General features: G+C 62.3%; 16 protein-coding genes. 7 read left to right on the top strand and 9 right to left on the bottom strand.

The genetic code is table 11. The features are described from left to right. Window positions 1-15 precede the first annotated feature (15 nt). The 3 genes from LVD10_RS15215 to panC form a co-directional block, all read right to left on the bottom strand. Window positions 16-1,839: a GNAT family N-acetyltransferase gene (locus LVD10_RS15215; RefSeq protein WP_237064182.1), complete on the bottom strand. Its 1,824-nt coding sequence runs from the start codon at window positions 1,837-1,839 to the stop codon at window positions 16-18. A 313-nt stretch (window positions 1,840-2,152) separates the two neighbouring features. After that, the gene (gene panD, locus LVD10_RS15210; protein WP_232940725.1) at window positions 2,153-2,539 is read right to left on the bottom strand and encodes an aspartate 1-decarboxylase; all 387 of its coding nucleotides are present in this window, start codon (window positions 2,537-2,539) and stop codon (window positions 2,153-2,155) included. Window positions 2,540-2,553: 14 nt separating this feature from the next. Then, on the bottom strand, window positions 2,554-3,402 hold the full coding sequence (gene panC, locus LVD10_RS15205) for a pantoate--beta-alanine ligase (protein ID WP_232940724.1): 849 nt from the start codon (window positions 3,400-3,402) through the stop codon (window positions 2,554-2,556). A 322-nt stretch (window positions 3,403-3,724) separates the two neighbouring features. Here panC and LVD10_RS15200 point away from each other — a divergent pair, with 322 nt between their 5' ends. The 6 genes from LVD10_RS15200 (at window position 3,725) to LVD10_RS15175 (ending at window position 11,222) form a co-directional block, all read left to right on the top strand. Next, window positions 3,725-4,498, top strand: coding sequence for a DUF6515 family protein (locus LVD10_RS15200; protein ID WP_237064181.1), 774 nt, complete (start codon window positions 3,725-3,727; stop codon window positions 4,496-4,498). A 434-nt stretch (window positions 4,499-4,932) separates the two neighbouring features. After that, entirely contained in the window at window positions 4,933-6,855 is a 1,923-nt protein-coding gene (gene speA, locus LVD10_RS15195; protein WP_232940722.1) for a biosynthetic arginine decarboxylase, read from the top strand. A gap of 145 nt (window positions 6,856-7,000) precedes the next feature. Beyond that, window positions 7,001-8,194, top strand: a complete 1,194-nt coding sequence (locus LVD10_RS15190; RefSeq protein WP_232940721.1) for a saccharopine dehydrogenase family protein — start codon at window positions 7,001-7,003, stop codon at window positions 8,192-8,194. 81 nt (window positions 8,195-8,275) lie between these two features. Then, window positions 8,276-9,469 (top strand): carboxynorspermidine decarboxylase, encoded by a 1,194-nt coding sequence (nspC, locus tag LVD10_RS15185; protein WP_237064180.1) that lies wholly within the window; start codon window positions 8,276-8,278, stop codon window positions 9,467-9,469. A gap of 73 nt (window positions 9,470-9,542) precedes the next feature. Further along, a complete protein-coding gene (gene speB, locus LVD10_RS15180; RefSeq protein ID WP_232940719.1) occupies window positions 9,543-10,418 on the top strand; it encodes an agmatinase in 876 nt (291 codons plus the stop codon). A gap of 114 nt (window positions 10,419-10,532) precedes the next feature. Further along, the gene (locus tag LVD10_RS15175) at window positions 10,533-11,222 is read left to right on the top strand and encodes a DUF6515 family protein (RefSeq protein ID WP_237064179.1); all 690 of its coding nucleotides are present in this window, start codon (window positions 10,533-10,535) and stop codon (window positions 11,220-11,222) included. Window positions 11,223-11,316: 94 nt separating this feature from the next. Here LVD10_RS15175 and dnaB read toward each other — a convergent pair whose 3' ends face one another. The 5 genes from dnaB to rpsF all read right to left on the bottom strand — a co-directional run bounded on the left by dnaB (window position 11,317) and on the right by rpsF (window position 15,003). Then, window positions 11,317-12,762, bottom strand: coding sequence for a replicative DNA helicase (gene dnaB, locus LVD10_RS15170; RefSeq protein WP_232940717.1), 1,446 nt, complete (start codon window positions 12,760-12,762; stop codon window positions 11,317-11,319). 183 nt (window positions 12,763-12,945) lie between these two features. Next, complete coding sequence (rplI, locus tag LVD10_RS15165; protein ID WP_232940716.1) at window positions 12,946-13,392, bottom strand: 50S ribosomal protein L9; 447 nt, start codon at window positions 13,390-13,392, stop codon at window positions 12,946-12,948. 37 nt (window positions 13,393-13,429) lie between these two features. After that, window positions 13,430-14,263, bottom strand: coding sequence for a hypothetical protein (locus tag LVD10_RS15160; protein ID WP_237064178.1), 834 nt, complete (start codon window positions 14,261-14,263; stop codon window positions 13,430-13,432). Between the two features lie 44 nt (window positions 14,264-14,307). After that, window positions 14,308-14,538 carry a 30S ribosomal protein S18 gene (gene rpsR, locus LVD10_RS15155; RefSeq protein WP_091514984.1) on the bottom strand — a complete coding sequence of 77 codons (231 nt, stop codon included), beginning with the start codon at window positions 14,536-14,538 and terminating at the stop codon, window positions 14,308-14,310. Between the two features lie 12 nt (window positions 14,539-14,550). Next, entirely contained in the window at window positions 14,551-15,003 is a 453-nt protein-coding gene (gene rpsF, locus LVD10_RS15150; RefSeq protein ID WP_232940714.1) for a 30S ribosomal protein S6, read from the bottom strand. A 257-nt stretch (window positions 15,004-15,260) separates the two neighbouring features. On the opposite strand from rpsF, the gene LVD10_RS15145 reads away from it, so the two are divergent. Then, window positions 15,261-16,061: an alpha/beta fold hydrolase gene (locus LVD10_RS15145; RefSeq protein ID WP_237064176.1), complete on the top strand. Its 801-nt coding sequence runs from the start codon at window positions 15,261-15,263 to the stop codon at window positions 16,059-16,061. Between the two features lie 68 nt (window positions 16,062-16,129). Here the strand turns inward: LVD10_RS15145 and LVD10_RS15140 are convergent, their stop codons facing one another. Continuing rightward, window positions 16,130-17,479: a tetratricopeptide repeat protein gene (locus LVD10_RS15140; protein ID WP_237064175.1), complete on the bottom strand. Its 1,350-nt coding sequence runs from the start codon at window positions 17,477-17,479 to the stop codon at window positions 16,130-16,132. Window positions 17,480-17,490 lie beyond the last annotated feature (11 nt).

Below are 17,490 nucleotides of genomic sequence, written 5' to 3'. Positions count from 1 at the left end.
GGGAAGAGGACCCCACTATGCCGGTTTTTCCCCACCGAGATCCAGTGCCAGCGTGACCTCATCCAGGTCTTCGCCGCGTATGGCCTGGAAGCCGCGATTCTCGAATACCGCCAGCATCGGGTGATTGTCCCGGCGCACACAGGCCACCATGCGGTCTATCCCGCGACTGCGGGCAATGCCCTCCATCTCCTCCAGTAGCGTGGTGGCTATCCCCTTGCCCCGGCGGCTCTCCTTGATCACGAATGCCACTTCGCAGCTGTTGTCGGCAGCAATGTAGTAATAGCGCCCCACTCCCTGGATCACCTCGGCCTGCCCCTGGCGATCGGTAAAACACAGCGCCAGGTCGCGGCGCTGGTCAACGCTCACAAGGCTGCAGGACTTTTCCCGCGACATCTGCGTCACGTGGTGGTTGTAGCGCATCAGCAGGGTCTCCTTGTTGTGGGTGTAGAAGAATTCCTGCAACAGGCGCTCATCCGCAGGCCGCAATGGGCGCAGGGTGTAGCGGATACCGTCAAAGGTAAACCGCTTCGATTCCACCGGCCCCAGTTCCGGCACCGAGGTGGGCGCCAGCTCCTGGTATTCAGGTACCCAGTAAAATTTCCGCACTTGCTCGAGCAGTTCGCGGCGGAACCTGGGGTGGGCAATGCGGATCAGCTCCAGGGCGCGCTCGCGGATACTCTTGCCGTGCAGCGACGCAATGCCGTACTCGGTGACAATGTAATGCACGTGGCCGCGGGAGGTAACGACCCCGCCACCGGGAGTAATAGTGGTCACGATACGGGAGTGCTGCCCGTCACGGGTAGTGGACGGCAGGGCGATAACCGGTTTGCCACCGCGGCTGAGGGCCGCACCGCGGATAAAATCCACCTGGCCGCCGATACCACTGTAGAACTTCCGGCCAATGGAATCGGACACCACCTGCCCGGTCAGGTCTACTTCAATGGCACCATTGATGGAAACCATTTTGTCATTGCGGGCAATCCTGGTGGGGGAATTGGCATGTTCCGCGGGGTAGAACTCCACGTGCGGATTACCGTCAACAAAATCGTAAAGGCGACGCGTGCCCATGCAGAAAGTGGTCACGGCCTTGCCGCGGTGAAAGGTTTTCCTGCGGTTATTGATCACCCCACTCTGCATCAGGTCGATAATACCGTCGGATATCATCTCACTGTGCACCCCCAGGTCGCGGTGGTTGCCCAGGTAACGCAGTACGGCATCGGGGATCTTGCCGATACCCAGCTGCAGCGTGGCCCCGTTATCCACCAGCAGCGAGACGTACTGGCCGATCTGCTCGGTTACCTGGTCCAGCTCCGGCGGCTGTATTTCCGGAAGCTCCTGCGCCTGTTCCAGCCAGGCATCAATCTGCTGCACGTGCACGAAACTGTGGCCACTGGTGCGCGGCATCCGTGGATTGACCTGGGCCACCACCCTGCGGGCAAACCTTACTGCGGCCGAAACCACATCGACACTGACCCCGAGCGAGCAGTAGCCGAACTCATCCGGGGGGCCGACCATCACCAGCGCCGCGTCCAGGGGCAGGACCTGCTCACGGAACAGCTGTGGGATTTCCGACAGGAAACAGGGCGTGTAGTCGGCACGGCCCTCGGCAATCGCATCGCGCACCTTCTCGCCACCGATAAACAGTGAATTCACCTTGAACAGGTCCCGGTAGCGGGGTTCGGCCCACACGTTGTCGGACAGCGTGAGGATATGGGTGACCTCGATGTCGTGCAGGCCACGGCTGTGATCGATCAGGTCCGCCACCAGGGCGTTGGGAACAGCGGCATTGGAGCCGATAAAGATCCGGCACCCGGATTTCAGCAGGTCTGCCCAGGGCACTGCCTTTCCGGATTTCGGGCAGGTAAGCATGACGGTGCCTGTCGGGTTGCGGGCAACAGGCAGATGGTAGGCTGGGGATTGCCGGCTCCCAAGGCCCCCAGATGGGCGGCGTGACTGGCGAATGGAACCCGCCGTGTATCCATTAGCTCTGGGGAATATGCCGCAGGAGCGGATCTTGTCTCCGCCCGTTCCCGCCCACCACCCCGGCGAACACAGGGCTCGCCCCTACAGGGGCGGGGAGCAAATAAAGTTCAGTGGAGACGGGCCCGGGGGAGATCCGGGTGCTGGTTGATCCCCGGTCGCTTGCGGTGACTCAGGCCTCGGCCAGCTGCACCGGGATAGTGTTGGTACTGCGCTCGACGCGGTTGTGCTCGTCGAGGTAGACCAGCTTCGGCTTGAAACTGTCCGCCTCGGCTTCGCTCACCTGCGCATAGGAAGCGATGATGATGCGATCGCCCACCTGTACCCGGCGCGCGGCCGCACCGTTCATGGAGATGATGCCGGAGCCGCGCTCCGCCAGGATCACATAGGTATGGAAGCGTTCGCCGTTACTGACGTTGTAGATATCGATTTTCTCGAACTCGCGCAGGCCCGCCAGCTCTACCAGGTCCTGGTCGATGGCACAGGAACCGTCGTACCAGAGTTCAGCCTGGGTCACTGCCGCCATGTGCAGCTTGCACTTCAACATTTCGATCTGCATCGGGCTACCTCCCCTCAGAGTTCCAGGGAAACATTGTCGATCAGGCGCGCGGCACTGGTGTACATGGCGCCCAGGATGGTGATTTCGGTATCGTCGTGTGCGGCCGGCTCGAGGTTACGGCTGTTGCAGATGGAGAAATAGTCCACCTTGAAACCCGACTGCTCGATGCGTTTCCACGCCTCTGCCTCGAGATCGGCAAAATCGCGGCGCCCGCCCTCGATCTCCTCCTTTACCCAGTTCAGACACTGGTTGAGCACCGGTACCCGCGGGCGCTCCTGTGCCGTGATATAGCTGTTGCGGGAGCTCATGGCGAGGCCGTCGGGCTCCCGGTGTACCGGTGCCGGGACGATTTCCACCGGGATGCACAGGTCCTCCACCATGCGGCGGATCACCGCCAGCTGCTGGAAATCCTTGATCCCGAAGACCGCCTTGTGCGGCTGTACGATATTGAACAGCTTGGCCACCACCGTGGTGACACCCTCAAAGTGCCCGGGGCGGCTGGCGCCACAGAGCACATCGGTCATGGCCGGGCAGACGACGCGGGTCTGCTGGTCCATGCCGTTGGGGTAGATCTCGCTCTCCTCCGGGTGGAACAGGAAGTCGCACTCGGCCGCCCGCAGGCGCGCCATATCGTTTTCCAGCGTGCGGGGATACTTGTCCCAGTCCTCATTGAGGCCGAACTGCAGCCGGTTGACGAAAATGGATACCACCACCACGTCACAGTGCTGCCGGGCGGTCTCGACCAGCTGGATATGGGCATCGTGGAGGTTGCCCATGGTGGGCACGAAACCGATGGTCTTGCCGGCGCTGCGGGCCTCGGCCAGCGCCTCACGCAGGCTGGCCACATGGTGGAATACTTGCATCGCAATCACTTCAGGGGTAGCGAAAGGGGTCTCGAATAGCGCCGCATCATACTCGCTGGCTATCCGTTGGACAATATAAGCAGCGCCACAGAATCGCCCATCTCCGCCAAAAACGCGGCGAAAACACCCCTAAAAGCCGGCAGATTCGCCAAACCAGAACAATTCCTCGGTTTTATCCCCCGGTCCGCGCTGCCGCACCGCGGCAACCTGAATGGAAATCTGTGCATCGGTTCAGGAAAGATTCAGTCGCATCCCGTCACACTGTGCCCCACAGTACGAGAGGTGGCCCCCTGCGCCTCGATCGCACGATGGAGACAGAGCCATGAAAAAACTGATTACTGTAATCGCAGCCACCAGCCTGCTTCTGGCGGGCCCGGCGTTTGCTGACCGGGAAGGCCGTAGCGGTTTCCGCGGTTACCAGAAAGACTCCCAGCTGTCCGGGTCGGCCTTTGACGACGCCATGCGCAAGCACCGCCGCGCCGAGCGTGAGGACCACGGCAAGCGCCGCGGTGACCACAAGCGCAAGCGTCACGACCGCGGTGACTACGACGGTGATCGCCGGGGTCGCGGCCGGGGTGATTACGACGGCGATCGCCGGGGCCACGGTGATCGCTACAAGCATACCGGCAGGGGCCACGATGGCCACCCGGGACGCGGACACGACAAGCACTGGAAAAAACACGAGCGCAAGCACTGGAAGAAACACGAGCGTAAGCACTGGAAGAAACGCCACTACAAAGAGCGCCATTACAAGGACCGCTATTACACCAAGCGCCACTATCGCAAGCACCGCCACCACTGGCGCCCGTCACACTACCACTACGGTTACCGCTGGCGCCACCTGCCGCGCAACTATGTTCGCATCAGCCTGGGTGGCATCGGCTTCTTCTACAGTGACGGGATCTTCTATCGTCGCCACGATCACGGCTATGTAGTGACCCGCCCGCCCATCGGCGCGGTGGTCACCAGCCTGCCCGGCACAGCGATTTCCCTGACCTTCGGCGGGCTTAATTACTACGTGGCCTATGACACTTATTACGTCTGGGATCACAGACACCGCGGTTACCGGATTGTCGAGAACCCCGGGTTCTATTGATCCCCCAGGCGACTCCATCAGCAGACCTGTAGCGGCCCCCGGGCCGCTTTTTTATGCCTGCCCGCTGCCCCTACCAATCCAGTCACCGATCCCTCCCGGCATTAATTTGCCCGGCGCCATAAAGTAACCAGCGCCACAAAACTGAAACTTCATTCATTTCTTGTCGGCGACCCGCAGCCCGGCGAAAAGATGCCGGCAGCTTGCCGAAGTGCGCTGTGTTTCACGCTCCTGTGCGCGCAAACCGGGCAGCATGGAGCCTATCCAGGCTCCTCCAGGGAAAGCTTTTCACGCCGACAAAACCGGCCGCGAAAAAACCGAATAAAAATTTAATTTTTCCGCTGTAAAAAAGCGGTTTTTTTGAATCTATAGTTATTGCTTTCGGAAAGCGATGGGCCCAAGATTCGCGCCCGAACAAACGCAACAGATAAGACGCCATGAAGCAGCAGCAGATAATAGACTGGACCCGGGAAGATTCCGCGGACCTGTATGGTATCCGCAACTGGGGGGCAGGATATTTCGACCTTAACGAGGCAGGCGAGATTACCGCGCAGGCACCCACTACTGATGGCAACACGCAGTCCGTGTCCATGCTGGAAATTGCACGGGGCGCCATGGAGCGCGGCCTGGGCATGCCGCTGCTTTTGCGCATCGAAAACCTGCTGGACGCCCAGGTTGCGCTGATCAACACGTCCTTCGCACGGGCCATCGAGCAGTGCGGCTACAACAATGTGTTCCGTGGCGTCTTCCCGATCAAGGTGAACCAGCAGTGCCAGGTGATCGAGGAAATTGCACGCGCTGGCAGCCCGTTCAATCATGGCCTGGAGGCGGGCAGCAAGGCTGAGCTGATTGCGGCGCTGTCGACACTCGACAATACCGAGTCCCTGATTGTCTGCAACGGCTACAAGGATGAGGAATTTATCAATCTGGGCCTGCAGGCGCAGCGCCTGGGCGTGCAGGTATTTTTTGTGGTGGAGACACCATCGGAAGTGGCCACCATTATCGCCTGCGCCGAACGGGAGCAGGTGCGCCCCAATATCGGCGTGCGCATCAAGCTGGCCTCCAAGGTGGGCGGTTACTGGAATGCCACCAGTGGCGACCGCAGTATTTTCGGCCTGGGCAGTAACGACCTGATCGCCATGGTGGACCAGTTGCGCCACCACGATATGCTCGACTGCCTCAAGCTGCTGCACTACCACCTGGGTTCACAGGTACCGAACATCCGCGACATTCGCACCGGCGTTCTGGAAGCGTGCCGCTATTATGCGGACCTGGTGGAAGAAGGCGCCGCGATGGGCTACCTGGACCTGGGCGGAGGCCTGGCAGTGGACTATGACGGCTCCAAGACCAACTACACGCACAGCAAGAATTACTCCCTCGACGAGTACTGCGTGGATGTGGTGGAAGCGATCATGGGCACCCTGGACAGCGAGGGCGTGGCCCACCCGGTGATCATTACCGAATCGGGCCGCGCCACCGTGGCCTACTCCTCGGTACTGCTTTTCGACATCCTCGACACCACCCGCTTTGAGCCGGTGGAACTGGAACACACGAAAATCACCGAAGACGACCACCCGATGCTGCGTTATCTCCAGGATGCGGCTAACAATGTGACCGCAAAGAACCTGCAGGAGAGTTATAACGATGCCCTGTACTACCGCGATGAAGTGCGCTCGCTCTATCTGCACGGGCAGGTGAGCCTGCGCGAGCGCGCCAACGCGGAGAACCTGTTCCTGCAGGCGGCGCAGAAAATTCGCGCCCTGCTCGACGAGGCCGAGGAAATCCCGGTGGACCTGCAGGCGCTACCCGAGGTGCTGTCTGATATCTATTACGCCAATGTGAGTGTGTTCCAGTCACTGCCGGACATGTGGGCCATCGACCAGGTCTTCCCGGTCGTACCGATTCATCGCCACGATGAGGCGCCTACCCGCTCGGCGATCATCGCGGATATCACCTGTGACTGCGACGGCAAGATCGACCGCTTTATCGGCCGCCAGGAAGAACAGAAAACCCTGCCGCTGCACCCCCTGAAAGACGGCGAGGACTATATCCTGGGCGCCTTCCTCGTGGGCGCCTACCAGGAAACCCTCGGCGACCTGCACAACCTGTTCGGCGACACCAATGTGGTCAATGTACGGATCAACGGCGACGGCAGCGTCGATTACAACCGTGAAATACAGGGTGACAGCATTGCCGATGTGCTGAGCTACGTTGAGTACCGCCCGCAGGACATGTTCGAACGGTTCCGCAAGCTGGCGGAAAAGGCAGTCAAGGACGGCCGCATCAGCCCGCAACAGCGCAAGCAGATACTGCACACTTATACCGCCAGCATGAGCGGTTATACCTATTTTGAGAAATAGCCACGGGGCTTTTGAAAATAGCCATGGGCGCCGCCTGGGAAATAACCCCGGGCGCTCCCTGAATTAAGGCCTTTTTTAGTAACCGGGTAGCGGGCTACCAGAACAATTACCGTTACCCGGGCACGGAAATTAACGGAGGATTTGCATGGCCAACGTATTGATTGTCGGCGCCGGCGGCGTCGGCCAGGTAGTGGCACACAAGTGCGCCCAGGTCGAGGAAGTGTTCGAGCACATCACCCTCGCCAGCCGCACCAAGAGCAAGTGCGACAAGATAGCCGGGATGCTGCCGCGCAAGATTGATACTGCAGAGGTAGATGCGGACAACGTGAAGGAAATGGTCGCCCTGATCGAGAAGGTCAAGCCGGACATGGTGATCAACGTTGCATTGCCCTACCAGGACCTGCATATCATGGATGCCTGCCTGGAAACCGGCGTGCACTACCTGGACACCGCCAACTACGAACCACCCGAGGAGGCCAAGTTCGAGTACAAGTGGCAATGGGCCTACCAGGAAAAATTCGAGAAGGCCGGCCTGATGGCCTTGCTGGGCAGCGGTTTTGATCCCGGCGTCACCAGTGTGTTTACCGCCTATGCAAAAAAACACCATTTTGACCGCATCAAGACGCTGGACATCATCGACTGCAACGCCGGTGACCACGGCCTGCCGTTTGCGACCAACTTCAACCCCGAGATCAATATCCGCGAGATTACCGCCAACGGCCGCTACTGGGAAAACGGCGAGTGGATCACCACCAAGCCGATGGAAGAGAAGCGCGTGTTCGACTTCCCTGCGGGCATTGGCGAGAAGGACATCTACCTGCTCTATCACGAGGAGCTGGAGTCGCTTTCGAAGCATTTCCCCGAGATCGAGCGCGCCCGTTTCTGGATGACCTTCGGTGCCAGCTACCTGAAGCACCTGGAGGTGCTGCAGAACGTGGGCATGACCAGCATCGAGCCGATCGAGTTCCAGGGCCAGGAGATTGTGCCGATCCAGTTCCTCAAGGCGCTGCTGCCCGACCCGGCCAGCCTCGGACCGCTGACCAAGGGCAAGACCTGTATCGGCAATATCGTCCGCGGCAACAAGGACGGCCAGGAAAAGATCTACTACGTCTATAACATCTGTGACCACCAGGAGTGTTACCGGGAGGTAAAATCCCAGGCCATTTCCTACACCACCGGTGTACCGGCAATGATCGGTGCCAAGATGATGCTGGAGGGCAAATGGATGAAGCCCGGGGTGTGGAACCTGGAACAGCTGGACCCGGATCCCTTTATGCACGACCTGAACCAGTACGGCCTGCCCTGGCAGGAAACCTGGCTGGACGAGCCATTCCAGTAACGCCCTCCCACACACCAGCCGGGACCGCCGCTGTCGCCCCGTCACAGGGGGGCGGCGCCCGGCATGTAACAATGAGCACCTATGGACCTGACGCCCCGCAAAGATTATTTCGGTAATTTCGATCCCTCCCGGGTTCCCTCCCCCTGTTTCGTGGTGGACGAGGCGGCACTGCGGGACAACCTCGCTGTGCTGGCCGATGTGCAGGAACGCAGCGGCGCCAGAGTGCTGGCCGCGCTGAAGGCTTTCTCCATGTTCCGCACCGGGCATCTCATCGCCGAGTACCTGAGCGGCACCTGTGCCAGCGGCCTGCACGAAGCGCGCCTCGGTTACGAGGAGTACGGCGGTCGCGACCAGGGTCGTGAGGTGCATGTTTTCAGCGCCGGCTACAAGGAGGACGAGCTGCGCCAGATCCTTGGCATTGCCCACCATGTGATCTTTAACTCCTTTTCCCAGTGGAAGCGCTACCGTGCGCTGTGCCTGGAGGCACAACAACAGCGCCCGGAGCTACGCTTCGGCCTGCGGATCAACCCCGAGCACTCCGAGGGCACCAACGCCCTCTACGATCCCTGCGCGCCCTGCTCGCGGCTGGGAATCCCGCGTGCGCTGTTCGAGGACGAGGACCTGGCCGGTATCAGCGGCCTGCACTTCCATACCCTGTGTGAACAGGATTTCGCCCCGCTGGCGCGCACGATTGCCGCGGTGGAGGAGAAGTTCGGCGAGCTGATACCCCGGATGGAGTGGATCAACTTCGGCGGCGGCCACCACATTACCCGCGGTGACTACCAGCTGGATGCGCTGGTGGATGCCGTGCGGGCCTTCTCGGCACGCCATGGCGTGCAGGTCTACCTGGAGCCCGGCGAGGCCATCTCGCTGTTTTCCGGTGTGCTGGTGGGCGAGGTAGTGGACCTGGCATGGAACGGCGTCGACCAGGCAATCCTGGATGTATCTGCCACCTGCCATATGCCCGACACCCTGGAAATGCCCTACCGACCCGACATCACCGGTGCGGCACGCCCGGGGGAACTGCCGCATACCTACAAGCTGGGCGGCCAGAGTTGCCTGGCCGGCGACAGTATCGGCGAGTACAGTTTCGCCGAGCCCCTGCAGGTGGGCGACCGGCTGGTGTTCGAGGAGATGGCGTACTACACCATGGTCAAGACCAACACTTTCAACGGCATTCCACTGCCAGCCATCGCGCTGTGGAATTCGTCTACCGACGCGCTGGAGATCGTGAAGGAGTTCGGCTATGAGGACTTCAAGGGCCGCCTCTCCTGACTGCCAGTGCGCAGGTGGCCGGCCAGCCCGGCGCAACCCGTTAACCCAATCCGCCCCGAAGGGACGAGCAACAATGCTTTCAGACAAAGATTACCCCATCTTCCTCGGCTCCGAGATCGACCAGCCCCGCGCCGAGGATGCCCTGTTCCATATTATCCCCATCCCCTATGAGGAAACGGTGTCTTACGGTGGCGGTACCGGCAAGGGGCCGGCATCGATCCTCGAGGCCTCCTGGCAGCTGGAAACCTTTGATAATTTTTCCTCACCCTGCGAGCTCGGCATCCATACCCGCTCGCCGGTGAATGTTTCCGGCACACCGGAACAGGTGATGGAAAACATTGCCGCCGCTACCCGCGAGGTGCTGGAACTGGGCAAGATGCCGGTAGGAATTGGCGGTGAGCACTCTGTCACCTGGGGAGTCATCAAGGGCCTGCTGGATGCAGGGGTGGAGGATTTCGGCGTGGTCCAGATCGATGCCCACGCCGACCTGCGCGACCGCTACGAGGGCCAGAAGCACAGCCACGCCAGTGTCATGCGCCTGGTGGTGGAGGCCGGTGTGCCACTGTTCCAGCTGGGCATCCGTGCCTACTGCGAGGAGGAAATGGGGGCGCGACAGAAGTACGGGGTGCACTACCTGGATGCCCACGAGCTGGTACCTGCCAATGTCCAGGAGTTTGCGCTGCCCGAGGACTTTCCCAGCAGGGTGTTCTTTACCCTGGACGTGGACGGGATCGACCCATCGGTCTTCCCCTCCACCGGCACCCCGGTCCCCGGGGGGCTCGGCTGGTACCAGACGCTGAACCTGTTCGAATCGGTGGCCCGGCAGCGGGAGATCATTGGTTTCGACCTGCTCGAGTTCGCCCCCATCGAGGGCTTCCACGCCTATGACTTCGCCGCCGCCCAACTGCTCTACAAACTGATGGGTATTGTCCAGCGCAACCGGCAGTGACCGGGGGTTTCCGGGCGGAGCAGGCAACAATTCTTAACAAATGGCCATGGCGCCGGGCCAATGAAAGGGGTTAAAATTTAAACTAATGTAAGTACTCGCTTCGCCGGAGAAGCCATGAAATCGTTGAAAACGACGCTATGGGTGGCCGCCGTGGTGGTGCTGACTGCCTTTGCGTTTGCCCCCGCCGCCGACGCCCGCGGCGCCGGCTACGAGCGCCACGGCTACGGCCATCATCACTTCAAGCGCCATCACCATGGCCCCCGCCACTGGCGCGGCAGCCACGGCCCGCGAATCTCGCTGGGGCTGACCTTCCCGGTACTGCCCCATGGCTTTGTCAACCTGAGTGTCGGTGGCAGGCCCTTCTACTACCACGGTGGCCATTTCTACCGCCACGGTCCGGCCGGTTACGTGGTGGTCTCCGCCCCCCTGGGTGCCTCGGTGGTCTCCCTGCCGGGCAGCGCCGTGCGGGTGGAAATCGGTGGCGCGATCTTCTACCAGTACGCCGACGCCTTTTACCAGTGGCATCCCGCGCGCCGGGTCTATGTGGTTGTCCCCCCGCCCGCCGGGGCCAATATAGCGGCACCCGCGCCACCCGCGCCACCCGTGCCCGCAGCCCCGATAAAAGGCGGCAGCGGGCCGGTCAAGGGTGGCACTGGCTACGCACCGGGAGAAGTCCTGGACAGCCTGCCCACAGGCTACACGGCGGAGATTATCAACGGGGTCCAGTACTACCGCTACGGCGACCAGTACTTTATGCCCACCCAGCGCGATGGCCAGGAGGTCTACGTAGTGGTGCAGTTATAGGGCAGACCGCACAGCCAGGTGATTACGGCTGTGGATATGACAGGGGCGATCCGGGTGGATCGCCCTTTCTGTTTCAGGAGGGGGAAACGGGGCGTCAGTCGTCGCCCTGGTAATACTCCGGCGCCAGGTTGTCGAAGCGCGTGTACTTGCCCACGAAGGCCGCGCGGCAGGTGCCGATCTCGCCGTTCCGCTGCTTGCCGATAATCAGCTCCGCCATCCCCTTGTCGGGGCTGTCCTCGTTATAATACTCGTCGCGGTAAATAAACAGGATCACGTCCGCGTCCTGCTCGATTGCACCGGATTCCCGCAGGTCAGAGTTCATCGGCCGTTTGTTGGGGCGCTGCTCCACACCCCGGTTCAGCTGTGACAGGGCGATGACCGGGCATTCGTACTCTTTCGCCAGCCCTTTCAGGGAGCGGGAAATCTCCGAGATCTCCTGGGTACGCCCCTCGGTGGCCCCCTTCACCTGCATCAGCTGCAGGTAATCCAGCATGATAAGGGCCGGCTGGCTCTTCGCCTCGGCGTCCTCACGGCTCATCTGCGGATTCTCCCGCAGCAGCTTGTTGGTGTGATCGCGCACGGTGCGCTTGGTCCGCGCCCGCACCTCACTGGGGGACAGCGCGGGAGTGTCATCGATATACAGGGCCTTGCCCTTCATCTTCTGCACCGCACTGGAGAGCTTGGGCCAGTCATCTTCCTGCAGTTTGCCGTTGCGGATACGGCCCTGGTCGATGCGCCCGATCGAGGACAGCATCCGCATTACCAGGGAGTCGGAGGGCATCTCCATACTGAATACGAGCGTCGGTCGCTCCTGGCTGAGCATCGCCGTCTCGATAAAGTTGAGTGCCAGCGCGGTCTTGCCCATGGACGGGCGCGCGGCGAGGATGATCAGCTCGCCGGGCTGCCAGCCGGAGGTGCGCTGGTCAAGTTCGGTGAGGCCGGTCCCCAGGCCGGTGAGGTCGCCCTCGGTCTTGAAGAGTTCGTCGATCCGCTCGACGGTCTTTTTCAGCAGCGCGTCGACACCGACAAAGCCACCGTCCTTCGCCCGCCCCTCGGCAATTTCCGCCACCCGGCGCTCGGCCATCTGCAGCAGGTCCGCCGAGGCCAGGCCGCCGGGGTTGAAGCTGGTACGACTGATCTCGCCAGCAGCGGCAATCAGCTGGCGCAGCATCGAGCGCTCACGCACGATCTTGGCGTAGGCGACGATGTTTGCCGCGGAGGGGGTGTTCTCGGCCAGTTCAGCCAGGTAGGCAGGCCCGCCGACGTCTGCCAGCAGGTCGCGACTGGCCAGGGCCTCGGCCAGGGTGACGATGTCCAGCGGCTGTTCCGCGTCCGCCAGCTGGGTCATTACGCCAAAGATCACCCGGTGACTGGCGACAAAAAAGTCCTGCTCGCCCAGCTGCTCCGCCACACTGTCGATGCGGCTGGAATCCAGCATCAGGCCGCCCAGCACCGACTGCTCCGCCTCTACAGAGTGCGGCAGGGGCGAGGTCTCCTCGGTCTGCAGTTCTTCTTCCGCTGCGGCGTATTCTTCGTTCATTGCAATAACTGACTACCAGAAACAGATCGGGCGCTGGATCCACAGGGAATCCAGCGCCCGATTGTAGCGCGACTGGGCCGCAGATGGGCATCCCATTGGAGTGAACCAGGTTCACCCGGGAGAATGCCCGGCCCGGCGGGCGAACCGCAGGGGCCGCCCGGCCGCCAGATAAGCGCGTGGCGCTTATTCTGCGACGATCACAACCTTGACGGTGGCGACAACGTCAGCGTGCAGCTGTACGTCGATGTCGTACTCACCGGTCTCACGCAGGGTGCCTTCCGGCAGGTTGACCTCGGCCTTGGCCACTTCAACGCTGTCGGCAGTAATTGCCTCGGCGATGTCACCGGCGCCCACGGAACCGAACAGCTTACCCTCATCGCCGGCATTGGCGGTGATGGTAACAGTCAGGCCGGACAGCTTCTCGGCACGCTCCTCGGCAGCCTTCACCTTCTCGGCGGCGGCAGCTTCCAGCTCGGCGCGCTTGGCTTCGAACTCGGCGATGTTGGCGGCAGTAGCACGGATGGCCTTGCCAGTGGGCAGCAGGAAGTTGCGGCCGAAACCGGCTTTGACCTCAACGCGGTCACCCACGTTGCCCAGCTTGCCTACTTTATCGAGCAGAATAACTTCCATCTCGGTTTCCTCAATTTCAGTATTGTGCGGCCCGTTCCTACTTGTTGGCGGAACGCCCGCGAATATCAATCCAGCTATCGATCAGCGCCAGCCCACACAGGAACCCGGCCAGCGGCAGTGCCGCGATTACCAGCGCCACATACATGGCCACCAGTGGACCGCGCCCCCAGCCCCGCTGGGCTACCAGCGAGTGGATCAGCGCAATGCCGGCCAGTACCAGCGGGAAGGCGACCACTGCGCCCCAGAAAGCCAGCCCCGGGGTCAACAGGCAGAATACCCACAGCAACATGGCCGTCGCCGCCAGCGGCAGCGGCATGCGCAGCTGGTGGAACTCCTCACGCAGCCCGCCAGGGTTGTACAGCAGCGCCTGCCACCAGCGGCCCAGTACCAGCGCCAGGGTGGCGGTAATCGCCGACACCAGTGCCAGGTAACCGGTGGCCAGGGCCTCACTGTTGAAGACCTGGCGCAACTGGTCGGCCTGTGCACCACCGGATTCCGTGGCAGCCTGCAACAGGGTCTCCAGCAGGCCACCGCTGAAATGCGATGTCGCCAGGATTCCCGCTGAGGCTACTGCGGTGAGCGCCACCAGCCCCGAAGTCCAGGAGCGGGTCCCGCGCAGTGCCAGGGCACCACAGAAGACCGCTGCCAGGTGCGTGGCTCCCAGGCCTGTCATCAGCGGGGAAAAGACCCCGCTCATGCCACCGGCAACCACCGGCAACAGGGCCCAGACCAGCACCATCAGGCCATCGTTGGTCCCCTTGCGCAGGCTCACCAGGGCCAGCGCTGCCGGGCTGATCAGGGGGATACCCACCATCGCAGTGAGCACCGCCCGCACGCGCCCGCGCATAATAAACTCAGCCAGGGCGCGCATATTTAGATAGCTTCTCTTGTAACGATTCTAAGCAAAACGGCTGCTTAGGCTTCGTGGCTGTCCGTGTACGGCAGCAGTGCCAGGTAACGAGCGCGCTTGACCGCAGTGGCCAGCTGGCGCTGGTAACGGGCCTTGGTACCGGTGATACGGCTCGGTACGATCTTGCCGGTTTCGGAAACGTAGGCCTTCAGGGTATCGAGATCTTTGTAGTCGATACGCTTTACACCTTCCGCGGTGAAACGGCAGAACTTACGACGACGGAAAAAACGTGCCATCTGGTAACCCCCTTACTCTTCGCTTGCCTGGTCGGAAGATTGCTCTTCGCTGGGCTTGGATTCGCCGGAAGACTTGTCGTCCTTCTCGGCGCGCTCGCGGCGCTCACTGCGCTCGGCACGGGCGGCCTTGCGCTCGCGGCTCTCTTTTTCCGCCTTCATGATCGGGCTCTCTTCGGTGATCGCTTCATCTTCGCGAATCACCATATTGCGCAGCACGGCATCGTTGTAACGGAAGTTGGTGGTCAGCTCTTCCAGAGCTTCTTCGGTGCACTCGACGTTCAGCAGAACGTAGTGCGCCTTGTGGATCTTGTTGATCGGGTAGGCGAGGCGGCGACGACCCCAGTCTTCCAGGCGGTGAACCTGGCCACCGCTGTCCTTGATGGTGGCGGTGTAACGCTCCACCATGCCGGGTACCTGCTCGCTCTGGTCCGGGTGAACCAGGAATACAATTTCGTAATGACGCATTTTTGCTCCTTACGGGTTAAACAGCCTCCCGGACAGTCCGGTGAGGCAAGGAGAGCGACGGCCCTGTTTGCGGGGGCACATCGCGGGCGGCGTATTCTATGCACTTGCCACCCTGGTTGCAAGTTGATCAATCGATCCAGCATACCCTCAGCCACCCCCGGGGCAAGTGGCCAACCGGTTTCATCTTTCCAGTCATGTCAGCATCCGCCGACCGGGGGTAACTTACTCCCCTCCACCCCGGAAACTCAGGAGCTGCCATGGCACCCAGCCAGGAGATACTCGATCACCAGTTCGGTCCCTTCCGGGTACCGGTCATGCTTCGCAGGCCCCGCGGCGACGCCCCGCTGCTGCTTGTGCTGCCCGCCCTGGGCGTGCCCGCCTCCCGCTACCAGCGCCTGCAGGAGAGCCTGGCGGAAGCCGGCTACAGCAGTGCGGTCACCGAGCTGCCTGGCACCGGGACCAGCCGGCCGCGCCCATCGCGGCGCTCGGACTTCGGTTACAACGACCTGGTGCACGGGTTCCTGCCTTCATTGCTGGAGCGGCTGGGATTGCCGACGGCAGTTCTCGGCCACAGTATCGGCGGCCAGGTGGCGACACTGGCTGCGAGGGAGGGGCTGACGGGACAGGCGCGTATTGTCACGGTCGCCGCGGGACACCTGCATTTCCGCTGCTGGCAGGGCAGCATGCGTATGAAGGTGCTGGCCCTGGCGGGGCTGGCCTGGGGCAGCGGCCACCTGCTGGGCTATTTCCCCGGCCGGGTACTGGGTTTTGGCGGTCGCGAGGCGCGCGGGGTAATGGCGGACTGGGCAGCCTCAGTATTCAGCGGACGCTTCGCGCCGGAGCGGCGACAAACTGGTGAGAACCGGGCAGGACCCTCCCTGCACCTGGCCATCAGCGGCGATGACTTCGCGCCACCGGCGGCAACTGCGCGACTGGCCTCGTTGCTGGGGGGCGAGGTACGCCACCTCGACCTACCGCTGACCGGCGGCAACCCGCACCTGAGCTGGCTGCGGGCACCGGACGCCATCGTTGCGGAACTGCAACGCTGGCTGGAATAAAGCCGGCACGCTTCCCTGTGCGCCGGGAAAAACTGTCGGCCCGCTTGTCGACGGGCCGTCGGGGACAATCAGAAGGTGTAGGTGACGCCGAGGCTGGCCTCGGTTTTGTCGTGGTCATACACCGCGAAATTCTCCTCGTTGTTGGTGAATGTCAGGTTGCCCGCCAGGCGCAGCCGCGGCGACACCAGCCACTGGGAGCCCAGCCACGCCTTGAGGCGATCGGCTTCCCGCTGCGCCTCGCGCACGACACCGTCGGTGTCAACCAGCCGGTTCTCACCGTCATAGGTACTCAGCCGGTACTCGGAACCTGCAGACAGTAACCAGTTGCCAGCGAGCGACCACTGCACCTCGGCGCCGAAGGTGTGCCGGACCGGGGAGTAGCTATAGAAGTTGTCGCCCGTCTCCGTGGCAACCAGCAGGTCGTCGCGGTCATTCAGGTCCAGCTGGTAGCCCACTTCCAACTGCGCGCGGCCCAGGGGCTGTTCCCAGTCGGCCCCGAACCGCTGGCGCGTCCCATCCAGGTATTCGTAGCCACTGCCACCGGAAAACCGTGAGGGCATAAACGAGAGCTCCAGCTCGCCGTCACCGATCCGCTGCCGGGCCTTGGCCTGGAGGCGCAGCTGTCGGAAAACCTCTTCGCCATCGAGGCCCACCTGTTCGGCCGCACCGCCCAGCTCAAGCTGCCAGGCCCCCCAACTCAGGTCCCGGGCGACACCGGCACTGAGGCTGCTGAGATCGAGGGAGCTGTACTCGGAGTAAGAACGCCGGAAGGCGTACCCCTGCAGGCGCCAGCCGTCGCTTGGCGTGCCTGCCAGCCGGTACTGGCCCCAGGCAAAAAGATCCGTATAGCTATCCTCCCCTTCGGACGCACCCGCCAGCAGCTCATCCCGCAGGGCGTAGGCGTTGTCATCGTAGCCCGCGGCCAGTCTCAGCAGCGCCGAGCCGCGCCGGCCGCCACCGCGGGCCGCCCCGCTGTCACGCGCGGGCCCGGCAGGCCTGGCTGGGTCATCCAGGTGATCCAGCCGGACACCAGCGAGGCGACGCAGCTTTTCCGAGCGCGACGCCGCTACTCTTTTATAGCGCCGCTGCGCCAGCTTTCGGTCTCCCTGCTTCTCTGCCACCAGCCCCAGCTGGAACAGTGCCAGGTCGTGCCACTGCGGGCTGTCGAGCAGGGACTCAAACCAGACGCTGGCCTCCGGATAGCGCCCCAGCCTGTACAGGGTCACCCCCAGGTTGTAGGACAGGTTGTTACTACGGTTGCCACGCGCACGGGCGGCCTCGAAACGCTCCAGGGCCACGCCATAGTCTCCGCGCTTGAATGCAGTGGTCCCCTGGGAGAAAGCATCCTGCTCAGCGCTTGCCACGGTCGCACTGGAGGCGAGGCAACAGGCTGCCAATGCATTTATTATCGTGCGCACAAAACACCTCT

The sequence above is a fragment of the Microbulbifer zhoushanensis genome (assembly GCF_021729055.1).
Taxonomy (GTDB): Bacteria; Pseudomonadota; Gammaproteobacteria; order Pseudomonadales; family Cellvibrionaceae; genus Microbulbifer; species Microbulbifer zhoushanensis.
This window is presented reverse-complemented; position numbering and strand designations above follow the sequence as displayed.

Bases quoted from the DNA above. Each gene is read 5' to 3' on its own strand.
- panD (WP_232940725.1), bottom strand. From the start codon at position 2,539: ATGCAGATCGAAATGTTGAAGTGCAAGCTGCACATGGCGGCAGTGACC.
- panC (WP_232940724.1), bottom strand. From the start codon at position 3,402: ATGCAAGTATTCCACCATGTGGCCAGCCTGCGTGAGGCGCTGGCCGAG.
- LVD10_RS15200 (WP_237064181.1), top strand. From the start codon at position 3,725: ATGAAAAAACTGATTACTGTAATCGCAGCCACCAGCCTGCTTCTGGCG.
- speA (WP_232940722.1), top strand. From the start codon at position 4,933: ATGAAGCAGCAGCAGATAATAGACTGGACCCGGGAAGATTCCGCGGAC.
- LVD10_RS15190 (WP_232940721.1), top strand. From the start codon at position 7,001: ATGGCCAACGTATTGATTGTCGGCGCCGGCGGCGTCGGCCAGGTAGTG.
- nspC (WP_237064180.1), top strand. From the start codon at position 8,276: ATGGACCTGACGCCCCGCAAAGATTATTTCGGTAATTTCGATCCCTCC.
- speB (WP_232940719.1), top strand. From the start codon at position 9,543: ATGCTTTCAGACAAAGATTACCCCATCTTCCTCGGCTCCGAGATCGAC.
- LVD10_RS15175 (WP_237064179.1), top strand. From the start codon at position 10,533: ATGAAATCGTTGAAAACGACGCTATGGGTGGCCGCCGTGGTGGTGCTG.
- dnaB (WP_232940717.1), bottom strand. From the start codon at position 12,762: ATGAACGAAGAATACGCCGCAGCGGAAGAAGAACTGCAGACCGAGGAG.
- rplI (WP_232940716.1), bottom strand. From the start codon at position 13,392: ATGGAAGTTATTCTGCTCGATAAAGTAGGCAAGCTGGGCAACGTGGGT.
- LVD10_RS15160 (WP_237064178.1), bottom strand. From the start codon at position 14,263: ATGCGCGCCCTGGCTGAGTTTATTATGCGCGGGCGCGTGCGGGCGGTG.
- rpsR (WP_091514984.1), bottom strand. From the start codon at position 14,538: ATGGCACGTTTTTTCCGTCGTCGTAAGTTCTGCCGTTTCACCGCGGAA.
- rpsF (WP_232940714.1), bottom strand. From the start codon at position 15,003: ATGCGTCATTACGAAATTGTATTCCTGGTTCACCCGGACCAGAGCGAG.
- LVD10_RS15145 (WP_237064176.1), top strand. From the start codon at position 15,261: ATGGCACCCAGCCAGGAGATACTCGATCACCAGTTCGGTCCCTTCCGG.